The organism is Tomitella cavernea, from assembly GCF_016599145.1.
In the GTDB taxonomy this organism is placed as follows: Bacteria; Actinomycetota; Actinomycetes; order Mycobacteriales; family Mycobacteriaceae; genus Tomitella; species Tomitella cavernae.
This window is the reverse complement of sequence record NZ_JAENKO010000002.1, coordinates 200,129-212,031: the sequence shown is the minus strand read 5'-3', so window position 1 is coordinate 212,031 and position 11,903 is coordinate 200,129. Positions and strand designations below refer to the sequence as shown.

The window sequence follows — 11,903 nt, the reverse complement described above, 5'->3', positions numbered from 1 at the left end:
CTCGCAGTCCGAGCAGGAGGCGCTGGCGCAGGTGTATGCGGCGGCCTCGGGTGCGGATGCGGCGTCGATTCCGGGGTGGACGACGGTGCTCGGGGCGCCGTCGCTGCGCGGCAACGAGGTGGTGTTCAAGTGAGGCGGCAACTGCGCGGGCTCACTGCGCCCATCATCAAGCTGCTCATCTTCGGCGTCGTCACCATCCTGATGACCGGGGTGCTCGCAGTGTCCATCGCCAATATCGGCGGCGGCAGCGGGACGCAATACTATGCGGAGTTCACAGACGCCACCTCGCTCAACAGCGGCGACGACGTCCGCATCGGCGGGGTCAAAGTGGGGCAGGTGACCAGCATCGAGGTGGTCGACCACAACAAGGCGAAGGTCGGATTCACCGTCAACAGGGACGGCGGGCTGCCGGCGGACAGCGTCGTGAGCCTGAAATTCCGCAACCTGATCGGCCAGCGGTACGTCTCGGTGAGCCAGGGCGACGACCCGGGTGCAGGCAAGCTCGACGCGGGCGACACGATCCCCGTAGACCAGACGCATCCCGCTTTGAACCTCACACAGCTGTTCAATGGCTTCCGGCCGCTGTTCCAGACGCTGCAGCCCGATGACGTCAACAAACTTGCGTACTCGATCATCCAGGTCTTCCAGGGTCAGGGGCAGACGGTGGGCGACCTGGTCGCGACCACGTCGACGCTGACCAACACGATCGCGGACAAGGATGCGGTCATCGGCAAGGTCATCGACAACCTCAACGCTGTGCTCGACACGGTGAACGAGCACGCGGAGGGACTCGACCAGATGGTCGTCAACACCCGCAACCTCGTGGCAGGGCTCGCCGCGGACAGGGACGCGATCGGCGACGCCGTCTCCTCGCTGGCTGACCTCACGGATGCGACGACCGACCTGATCGAACCGGCACGGCCGTCGATCCAGGGGCTGATTTCCGGGACCAACCAGCTTGCGACCGGACTGAACGCGCAAGAAGACGACGTGGACAAGGTGCTGCAGACGCTGCCGAAGAAGTACGAGGCGCTCAACCGCACGGCGATGTACGGCTCGTGGTTCCAGTTCTATCTGTGCGGCCTCGACATCGTGATGGGCCCCGGGCACTCGGACAACCTCGACCTGTCGAGCGTGTCGAATCTGCCTGCCGTCAATCAGGCGCTCTACACGAACATGGCGCCGCGCTGCCATGCGGGAGGTGACCGGTGACAATCCGACGCAATCCGATACTGACGGGCCTCATCGGCATCCTCATGGTGGTGCTGCTGGCCGTCGCATCGTTCTCGTTCAAGTCGCTCCCGTTCATCGGGGCCGGCCCCGTCTACCACGCAGAGTTCGCCGAGGCCGCCGGCCTCAAAGAGGGCAATGAGGTGCGCGTCGCGGGGGTCAAGGCCGGTCAGGTGACCGGCGTCGAGCTCGACGGCGACAAAGTCCTCGTCGCCTTCAGGGTGACCGACACGTGGGTCGGTGATCAGTCGACGGCGAGCATCCAGATCAAGACCCTGCTCGGTTCGAAGTATCTGGCGCTCGACCCGCGCGGATCGGAGCGGGCCGACCCGGACATCACGATTCCGCTTTCCCGGACAAGTTCCCCGTACGACGTGGTCGAGGCGCTTTCAGACGCGGCGGAGAGCGTGGGCGAGATCGACAGCGCCCAACTCGCGCAGAGCATGCAGGTGCTCTCGGAGGCGTTCGCGAACACACCCGAACACGTGCAGAGCGCACTCGACGGTGTCACGCGGCTTTCGCAGACCATCGCCTCGCGCGATCAGGAGATCCGGCACCTCTTCGACGCGACCCGGCAGACGAGCCAGATCCTCGCCGACCGCAACCAGGAGTTCGAACAGATCCTGGCGCACTCGGCGGACCTGCTCGAGGAGTTCAATGCGCGGCGGGACGCCATCCACCGTCTCCTGGTGCGCACGCAGGACCTGTCCACGCAGCTGCGTGGCCTGGTCGCGGACAACCAGGAGCAGATCGGCCCTGCGCTGACCCAGCTGCAGCAGGTCGTGGACCTGCTGCAGAAGAACCAGGACAACATCGACAAGGCGCTGGTGCAGGCGCCGGTGTTCTACCGGCTGTTCAACAACTCGCTCGGCAACGGGCGCTGGTGGGACACGATCGTCGGGAACGTGGTGCCGCCGGGGTTGCCCGACGTGCCGTCGCCGCGTGAACCGGTCCGCAATCTCGGCGGGGGAGGGAACTGACGCATGGCTGTGCTCAATCGCGTGTCGAACAAGCTCATCGCGCTCATCGTGGTATTCCTGCTCCTCCTGGCGGTGGCGGGGACCGCAGTGTGGTTCGTGTTCTTCCGGGCCGAGCCCACTCGCATCACCGCGTACTTCGATAGGACGGTCGGCATCTACGCCGGATCCAAGGTGATGGTTCTCGGCGTGGAGGTCGGAGAGGTCGATTCCGTCGATCCCGCGGGCTCGGATGTCAAGGTGGTGATGACCGTCGACGGCGACGTGGACGTTCCCGCGGGGGTCACGGCCGTGCAAGTGACGCCCTCCGTGGTCCCCGACCGGTATGTGCAGTTGGCGCCGGCGTACTCGGGCGGGCCGAAGCTGCCCCAGAACGCCACTCTCGATCGCGACCACACCCGCACCCCCGTCGAGATCGACGAGATGTACAAGAGTATCCAAGAGGTTTCGGAAGCGCTGGGACCGCACGGCGCGAACAAGAACGGGGCGCTGACGGACTTCGTCAACAGCGCCGCCGCCAACCTGGACGGCAACGGCGACTCGATCAACGAGACGATCGCGAAGCTCAGCGACGCCGCGCGGACGCTGTCGGATTCGCGCGGGGACATCTTCGCCACGGTCCGCAACCTGCAGACTTTCGCGAGCACACTCGCGGAGCACGATGCCCAGGTACGGAAGTTCAATTCCCAGATGGCGCAGTTCACCGACTTCCTGGACGGCGAGCGCGGCAACATGGCCGAATCGATCAAGCAGTTGTCGTACGCTCTAGGGGACGTCGCCGGCTTCGTCCACGACAACAAGGATCTGCTCGAGAGCAATATCAACGGGCTCGCATCCGTCACGCAGACGGTGGCGAGCCACCGTGACGGGCTCAAGGAATCGCTCGCCCTGATGCCGCTCGCCATCGCGAACTTCATCGACGCATACGACCCGGACTCGGGGACCATCCAGATGCGGTTGGGCTTCCCCATGCTGCAGGATCCGCTGTACGAGATCGGCTGTCAATTGCTGAACATGGGCAAGATGGGGCCGGGCATCCCCGAGTACGAGGCGCTGGAGAAGAAGATGCGGCCGGTCATGGACCAGTGCAAGGCCATCGCCGACAAGATCACCGCGGGTATCAAGACACCCACGCTGAACCTGCCGTTCGGGATCCTCAGCGGCGACAACCTGCAGCGGTCCCCGGTGCCGGGCACCGAGCCGGGCGTCGTGTCGCCACGCTTCGAGGGGGGCAACTGATGCGGTGGCATAGGAGCGCGGAGCCCGCGTCGCAGACGCGGCCGCACCCGGAGCCGGAAGGGCGCCCGGGCAAGGGCGGCGGTCCCGGCCGCGGGCGGCTGGCGGTGGGGGCCTGCATGGCCGGTGCGGCGCTGGCGCTGAGCGCGTGCGGAACGGGCGGCGTCTACAGCCTTCCGCTGCCCGGCGGTGCGGACACCGGCGACCATCCGATGACCATCACCGCGGATTTCGCGGACGTGCTGTCGCTGGTGCCGCAGTCGGCGGTCAAGGTCGGTGGGATCGCAGTCGGCCAGGTCAAGGCGATCGACCTCGCCCCGGACGGCTGGTCTGCGCGGTTGACGCTGGAGATCCAGGGAGACCTCGGCCTGCCGGCCAATACGGTAGCCCGGATCGAACAGACCAACCTGCTGGGCGAGAAGTTCGTGGCCCTGAGCCCGCCGACCGGCGTCGCACCGACGGGCACGCTCGAGGACGGGGCGCAGATTCCTCTGCAGCGGACCGGCCGCAGCGTGCAGATCGAAGAGGTCCTCGGCGCGTTGTCGCTGCTGCTCAACGGCGGCGGCGTGGCGCAGGTGCAGCCGATCGTCGAGGAGATGAACAAGGCTATCGGCGGTCGCGAGTTGCAGACCCGGGACTTGCTCGGCCAGTTCACCGACCTGGTCGCGGGCGTCAACGATCAGCGACAGTCGATCAGCGAAGCGCTCGACAGCCTGCAGACGCTCACGGGCACGGTCAGCAACCAGCGCGAGCAGATTCAGGCCATCCTGGAAGAACTGCCGGAGGGGGTCCGGATCCTCAGCGAGCAGCGCCCCGACTTCGTCGCGCTTCTCAACCAGCTCGACCGTCTGGGCAAGGCCGGCACCGACGTCATCACGACGACGCGTGAGGACGTGCTGCGCGACCTGCGCGCGATGCGCCCGACGATCCAGGCGTTGGCCGACAACGTCCCGTCGCTCGTGGGTGCCCTGCCCATCCTGCCGACCTTCCCGATTCCCGACGAGATCCTGCAGGGGATCGAGGGCGGCTACGCGAACGTGTGGGTGTCGGCCGACTTGCGCATCGGCGAGACGCTCGCGAACCTCGGCGTGGGGCGGCCGGATCCCCGGTACGTCAAGCCGTACGGCGCGCACCAGGTGCCCGTCGATCTGAGCAACCCATGGATCAATGGGAACGGGCCGCGGCGCGGCTGGCCCACGGTCACGCTGCTGCCTTTGGCGGACACCGCCCCGCCGTTCCAGCGTAATCCTGCGAGCCTGCCTCTCGGCGTCGTCGACAACGCGGCGGAGGCCGTGCGGCAGGGCACGCAAGCGGTGCAGGACGGATGGGACCGCGCAGCCGACGCGCTGCCGCAGATCGGCCAGGTCGCCACCCCGCCTCAGGACGAGCAGGCGGGTGCGGGCGGTCCGGCAGACGGCCAGGAAGGTGGCGACTGATGCTGTCCCGACTGATGAAAGTGCAACTGATCGCGTTCGTCGTCATTGCCGTGCTGGGCATCGTCTACGTCGGCGGCAAGTACGCGCGCCTGGACGACCTGGTCGGCGTCGGCCGGTACACCGTGCACATGAACCTCGACCACTTCGGCGGGATCTTCCCCAATGCGGAGGTCTCCTACCGTGGGGTCCCCGTGGGCCGGGTCGGCGAGATGCGGCTGACACCGGACGGGCTCCAGGTGGACCTGGAACTCGAGAACGGTGGGCCCAAGATCCCGGAAGCCACCCACGTCGTCGTGGCCAACCGTTCGGCCATCGGCGAGCAGTACGTGGACTTCCAGCCGGTGAGCGATTCCGGGCCGTACCTGGACGACGGGGAAACCATCCCGGCGGACCACACCTCCACGCCGATCCCCATCGAGGATCTGTTCCAGTCCGTGTCGGGGCTCATGGATTCCGTCCCGGTGGATGCGCTCAGGACGGCCTTCACCGAGTTGGGCAAGGCGTTCAACGGCCGCGGCGACGATCTGCGCTCGCTGGTGCAATCCGTCAACTCGTTCACCGACGAGGCGTCGAAGAACCTGCCGCAGACCCTGGACCTGATAACGGACAGCGTCACCGTGCTCGGTACGCAGGCGGACCAGTCCTCGGCGATCCAGTCCTACAGCGCCGATCTGGACCGCATCACCCGGCAGCTCAAGTCGAGCGACCCGGACGTGCGGCGGCTCATCGGCACCGCAAAGGACGCCAGCGACGAGGTCGGGGACTTCGTGGGTGAGAGCGGCGACGACATCGCCTCGCTGCTCGCGGGTGCCAACGTGATAAGCGGCGTTGCCGACGACGTGTGGGAAGGACTGCGGGTCCTGCTGGCCGCGCTGCCGGCGCTGGGCGCGGCGTCGCCCACCGTCGCCCCCGGCGACGACACGATCCACATGGGCGTCGTGCTGGAGACCAACAACCCGGTCGCATGCACGCGTGGCTACGAGGGCACGCAGCAGATCCTCGCCGATATGAAGGCGAAGAACCCCGACTTCGACGACACCACGGACGAGTTCCCGGTGAACCTCGACGCCTCGTGCGACGTGCCGCTCGGCAATCCCACGGGCGTGCGGAGTTCGGACCGGATCAAGTACGCGGATCCGGATACGGTGCAGCCGTGGGACGACAAGCCCAAGCAGGATCCGGACAAGCTGTATCTGCGGCCGATTGCATCGCAGGTGGCGGCGCTGCTGGGCGTGACGCCGCGCTGATTTTCGGCGCGACGTCGCTCCCGGGCCGGGGCGTCGCCGCGGCCGCGCGATGCGGTGCCGGCGAACCGGTACGGGCGCTGCGCGGTCGCGGCACGTAGCCTGCAGGAGTGTCCGGGGCCGCGTGCCGGGCGTGCCGGCAGACAGGCCCGCACTATGCCGCGTCGCGTGGCCGGTGCGTGCGCGCCGGGGCCGTCCGGGAGGCCCGGAATAGTCGAAACACCAGATTGGATGACTGTGACCGAAGCTGCGTCCTCGACGGACAGCGGGAAGCGCTCGCGCGACAAGGGCCTGATCGTGACCGTCGCATTGTGTTCAGCCGCGCTCGTGGCGGCGGTGGTGATGGCGACGCTGTGGACCGTCGCCGCGGTGCAGTCCGGTTCGACGGAGAATGCCGTCGCCGCGGATCGCAATGCGGCGGCCGAGGCGGCCGGCAAGGCCGCCGTGGCGCTGACGACGGTGTCGATGGACGACATCGACAAGAGCCTCGACGGGATGTACGACGTCACCGCGGGTGAGCTCGCGCAGCAGTTCGCCCCCGGCACGGCCAGGGACGACCTGGCGGCGGCGCTCAAGGAGACCGGCGTGTCGATGCGGACGGATCTCAACTCGGCAGTGCTGACGTCCTTCGACGACTCCAAGGACACGGCCTCGGCGCTCGCGTTCGTCGTGCGCACGCAGACGCTCACCGACGGGCAGGAGCGGGTGCTGCGGCAGGGGATCGGTATGTCGCTGACCAAGCAGGACGGCGCGTGGAAGGTGTCGGACTTCGACACGCGCTTCGCCGGCGTGGGCGACGCGGAAGGGAAGAACACGGGGGCCGGGGATGTGCCCGCGCAGCCGGCGCCCGCCGATCCCGGCGCGGACGCGCCGATACCCGGTGGTGACGGTGTGGGTGGTGACGGTGCGGGTGGTGACGGCGCGGCCGGTACGGGCGGCGGCCCGGCGCAGGGCACCGACCAGCAGAATCCGGCAGGGTCGTGAGGAGGCTTTCGATGAGGTTCGGCAAGAAGCCCGGCGACTCGTCGGCGGACGCAGTGGAGAAACCGGATGGTCCGGAGCCGACGGACGCTCTGAGGACGGATAGCACGGAGACGGGCTCTACGAAGACGGACGCCGACGCGCAGAAAAGCGGGAATGCGCAGGAAGTCGGGGAGGCTGACGTTTCCGCCGACGCAGCGGCGGACGGCGAGCGGAAGGTCGACGCGGCGCGGGGCGGGCGTCGCCGGCTCGCGATGATCACCGCAGCGGCGGGCGCCGTCGTATTCACGCTTGCAGCGGCGTTGTCGGGATGGCAGTGGGCCGAGCACAACGGGCCCCATCCGGCGGACGTCAACACGGCGTTCGTCGACCAGTCCGCGACGGCGCAGGCCGCGCAGTCCGCGCGCGACATCGTCCAAGGGGTCTTCTCATACTCGTACCAGGACCTCGATGCATACCAGGCTTCGCTGGCGAAGTTCCTGAACAAGGACATGCTGGCGAGCTATCAGCAGACCGCAGATCAGAACATCCAGATCATCACGCAGGCCGAAACCACCATCAAGGCCACCGTCGGCGAGGGGAACGTCGGGATCGAGAAGCTCGACGGCGACGAGGCCACTGCGGTGGTGATCATGGAGCGTTCCGGAACCAACGGCGACTCCCAGCAGATCTCGGACGCCGCGCCTCTTCGTGTGCAGATGGAGAAGGTCGACGGCCGGTGGAAGGCCACGGACATGCGCCTGCTCTGAGGGCTGAGCGGGCCGCCGGAGACGAAACGCCGGGCCGAGTCTTGACGTGGCGGCGCGGACCGGTCACCCTGATCCGGGAACAGAAGGCCGTATCCGATCGCCGGTGCAGATTTCCGGCGCGGGTCCCGGTGGCGGATGCCCGCCGCGTCTCCTCGGAGGCGGCGGGTCCGGTGGTCGTGAGCGGATTCGACATCGCTGCCGGATTGCGCTACCGTTGGACGTTGCGCTGGCTGCCTCCTGTCCACTTACCGTCTCCGGCGGGTCCTGGCGCCTGGTCCTCTTGCGGAACTGCAGTGCGGAAACGCGGTGCGGGCCCCTTGAGCATGGATCAGGCCGCTGGTCACCTGAAGGTGCGGAATTGTCGGGAGCGCATCCGGCAGAATCCGCAGAACAGGTACAGCGGCGGCCGCCCGATTCGAGGGTGGCGCGCGTGAGGTGCTGGAAGGACGCATCTTGGCAGTCTCCCGCCAGACCAGGAAAGAATCGACGATTCCCGGGGCCCCCAGGAGGATCTCGTTCGCAAAGATCCAAGAGCCGATCGAGGTGCCCGGGCTCCTGGACATCCAGACGGATTCATTCGAGTGGCTGATCGGTTCGGGGGCATGGCGCGACCGTGTCGCCGCCCGTGGTGACACGCAGAGGCAGGGCGGGCTCGAGGAGATCCTCACCGAGCTCTCGCCCATCGAGGACTTCGCGGGCACCATGTCGCTTTCCTTCAGTGAACCGCACTTCGAGGACGTCAAGGCGTCCATCGAGGAGTGCAAAGAGAAGGACATCACCTACGCGGCCCCGTTGTTCGTGACCGCCGAGTTCATCAACAACGAGACCGGCGAGATCAAGAGCCAGACGGTCTTCATGGGCGACTTCCCGATGATGACCGACAGGGGCACGTTCATCATCAACGGCACCGAGCGCGTCGTCGTGTCTCAGCTGGTGCGCAGCCCCGGCGTGTACTTCGACGACTCGATCGACAAGTCCACCGAGAAGGAACTGCACAGCGTCAAGGTCATCCCGGGCCGCGGAGCGTGGCTCGAGTTCGACGTGGACAAGCGTGACACCGTGGGCGTCCGCATCGACCGCAAGCGGCGCCAGCCGGTGACCGTGCTGCTCAAGGCGCTCGGCTGGACGAGCGAAATGATCACCGAGCGGTTCGGCTTCTCGGAGATCATGATGTCCACGCTGGAGAAGGACGCGACCGGCGGCGTCGACGAGGCGCTCCTGGACATCTACCGCAAGCTCCGCCCGGGCGAGCCGCCCACGAAGGAGAGTGCGCAGGCGCTGCTGGAGAACCTGTTCTTCAAGGAGAAGCGTTACGACCTGGCCCGCGTCGGTCGCTACAAGATCAACAAGAAACTGGGTCTGAACTCCGCGGGCGCGGACGACCCGCTGGTGCTCACCGAGTCGGACATCGTCACCGCGGTGGAATACCTCGTGCGTCTGCACGCCGGCGAGACCTCCATGGTCTCCCCCGACGGCGTCGAGGTTCCGGTCGAGGTGGACGATATCGACCACTTCGGCAACCGCCGCCTGCGCACGGTCGGCGAGTTGATCCAGAACCAGATCCGGGTGGGCCTTTCCCGCATGGAGCGGGTGGTGCGTGAGCGCATGACCACCCAGGACGTCGAGGCGATAACGCCGCAGACGCTGATCAACATCCGTCCGGTCGTCGCGGCGATCAAGGAGTTCTTCGGAACCTCTCAGCTGTCGCAGTTCATGGACCAGAACAACCCGCTGTCGGGTCTGACCCACAAGCGTCGGCTCTCGGCTCTGGGGCCGGGCGGCCTGTCACGTGAGCGCGCCAGCCTCGAGGTGCGCGACGTCCACCCGTCGCATTACGGTCGCATGTGCCCGATCGAGACGCCGGAGGGGCCGAACATCGGCCTCATCGGTTCGCTTTCGGTGTATGCGCGGGTCAACCCGTTCGGGTTCATCGAAACGCCGTACCGCAGGGTCGACAATGGCGTGATGACCGATCAGGTCGACTACCTCACCGCGGACGAAGAGGACCGCCACGTCGTCGCGCAGGCGAACTCGACCACCGACGCGGCCGGCAACTTCACCGACGAACGCGTCCTCGTCCGCAAGCGGGGCGGCGAGGTCGAGTACGTCAGCCCGATGGAGATCGACTACGTCGACGTCTCGCCGCGTCAGATGGTCTCGGCAGCGACGGCCATGATCCCGTTCCTCGAGCACGACGACGCGAACCGTGCGCTGATGGGCGCCAACATGCAGCGTCAAGCCGTGCCGCTGGTCCGCAACGAGGCGCCGCTGGTGGGCACCGGCATGGAGCTGCGTGCGGCCGTGGATGCCGGCGACGTCATCGTCGCGGCCAAAGCGGGTGTGGTCGAGGAGGTCTCGGCCGACTACATCACCGTCATGGCGGACGACGGCAGCCGCGCCACTCACCGGCTTGAGAAGTTCGAGCGGTCCAACCAGGGCACGTGCGCCAACCAGCGTCCGGTCGTGGACGAGGGCATACGCGTGGAGGCCGGTCAGGTCCTCGCGGACGGTCCGTGCACGGATTCAGGCGAGATGGCGCTGGGCAAGAACCTGCTCGTGGCGATCATGCCGTGGGAGGGCCACAACTACGAGGACGCGATCATCCTCTCCCAGCGGATCGTTGAGGAGGACGTCCTCACTTCGATCCATATCGAGGAGTACGAGATCGACGCCCGCGACACCAAGCTCGGCGCGGAGGAGATCACCCGGGACATCCCCAACGTCTCCGACGAGGTGCTGGCGGACCTCGACGAGCGCGGCGTCATCCGGATCGGCGCCGAGGTGCGCGACGGCGACGTGCTCGTCGGCAAGGTCACGCCGAAGGGCGAGACCGAGCTGACCCCGGAGGAACGTCTGCTGCGCGCGATCTTCGGTGAGAAGGCCCGCGAGGTCCGCGACACCTCGCTGAAGGTGCCGCACGGCGAGTCAGGCAAGGTCATCGGTGTCCGCGTCGTGTCGCGCGACGACGATGACGAGCTGGCACCCGGCGTCAACGAGCTCGTGCGCGTGTACGTGGCGCAGAAGCGCAAGATCCAGGACGGGGACAAGCTGGCCGGCCGGCACGGCAACAAAGGCGTCATCGGCAAGATCCTCCCGCAGGAGGACATGCCGTTCCTGCCGGACGGCACGCCGATCGACATCATCCTCAATACGCACGGCGTGCCGCGGCGTATGAACATCGGCCAGATCATGGAGACCCACCTGGGGTGGATCGCCAAGACCGGCTGGAAGGTCGAAGGCGACCCCGAGTGGGCCGAGCGGCTTCCGGAGGAGATGTACGAGGCGGGCCCGGACACGATTACCGCCACCCCCGTGTTCGACGGCGCGGAGCCGTCCGAGATCGAGGGCATGCTCGGCTGCACGCTCAAGAACCGCGACGGCGAGCGCATGGTGGGCCCGGACGGCAAAGCGACACTGTTCGACGGGCGCTCCGGCGAGCCGTTCCCGTACCCGGTGGCCGTGGGCTACATGTACATCATCAAGCTGCACCACCTGGTGGACGACAAGATCCACGCCCGTTCCACCGGGCCGTACTCGATGATCACGCAGCAGCCGCTCGGCGGTAAGGCGCAGTTCGGCGGCCAGCGCTTCGGTGAGATGGAGTGCTGGGCGATGCAGGCCTACGGCGCCGCCTACACCCTGCAGGAGCTGCTGACCATCAAGTCGGACGACGTGGTGGGCCGCGTGAAGGTGTACGAGGCCATCGTCAAGGGCGAGAACATCCCGGAGCCCGGCATCCCCGAGTCGTTCAAGGTCCTGCTCAAGGAGCTGCAGTCGCTGTGCCTGAACGTCGAGGTGCTCGCCTCCGACGGCATGGCAATCGAGATGGGCAGTTCCGACGACGAGGATCTCGAGCGGGCCGCGGCGAACCTGGGCATCAACCTGTCCAAGAACGAATCGGCCACGGTGGACGACCTGGTGAACTAGGTGCCCGCCCCGGCCGGAGACGCTCCGGCCGGGGGAGGGCGCAACGGATACTCAACTTTTTTGGCAGTCAGGACCCCGACCGCACGGTATACGGGTCCATATCCCGCAAGCGGGGAAAGGAAG

General features: G+C 67.2%; 8 protein-coding genes. All 8 read left to right on the top strand.

The window, feature by feature from the left end:
* Positions 1 to 141: 141 nt before the first annotated feature.
* Entirely contained in the window at positions 142 to 1,212 is a 1,071-nt protein-coding gene (locus JJ683_RS02195; RefSeq protein ID WP_200171042.1) for an MCE family protein, read from the top strand.
* On the top strand, positions 1,209 to 2,210 hold the full coding sequence (locus tag JJ683_RS02190) for an MCE family protein (RefSeq protein ID WP_200171021.1): 1,002 nt from the start codon (positions 1,209 to 1,211) through the stop codon (positions 2,208 to 2,210). Before JJ683_RS02195 ends, JJ683_RS02190 begins: the two co-directional genes overlap by 4 nt.
* A gap of 3 nt (positions 2,211 to 2,213) precedes the next feature.
* Complete coding sequence (locus JJ683_RS02185; RefSeq protein ID WP_200171020.1) at positions 2,214 to 3,446, top strand: MCE family protein; 1,233 nt, start codon at positions 2,214 to 2,216, stop codon at positions 3,444 to 3,446.
* Entirely contained in the window at positions 3,446 to 4,879 is a 1,434-nt protein-coding gene (locus JJ683_RS02180) for an MCE family protein (protein WP_200171019.1), read from the top strand. Before JJ683_RS02185 ends, JJ683_RS02180 begins: the two co-directional genes overlap by 1 nt.
* Positions 4,879 to 6,126, top strand: coding sequence for an MlaD family protein (locus JJ683_RS02175; protein WP_200171018.1), 1,248 nt, complete (start codon positions 4,879 to 4,881; stop codon positions 6,124 to 6,126). Before JJ683_RS02180 ends, JJ683_RS02175 begins: the two co-directional genes overlap by 1 nt.
* 228 nt (positions 6,127 to 6,354) lie before the next feature.
* A complete protein-coding gene (locus JJ683_RS02170; RefSeq protein WP_200171017.1) occupies positions 6,355 to 7,107 on the top strand; it encodes a hypothetical protein in 753 nt (250 codons plus the stop codon).
* Between the two features lie 11 nt (positions 7,108 to 7,118).
* Complete coding sequence (locus JJ683_RS02165; protein ID WP_200171016.1) at positions 7,119 to 7,853, top strand: hypothetical protein; 735 nt, start codon at positions 7,119 to 7,121, stop codon at positions 7,851 to 7,853.
* 435 nt (positions 7,854 to 8,288) lie between these two features.
* Positions 8,289 to 11,780: a DNA-directed RNA polymerase subunit beta gene (gene rpoB / locus JJ683_RS02160; RefSeq protein ID WP_200171015.1), complete on the top strand. Its 3,492-nt coding sequence runs from the start codon at positions 8,289 to 8,291 to the stop codon at positions 11,778 to 11,780.
* Positions 11,781 to 11,903: the final 123 nt, after the last annotated feature.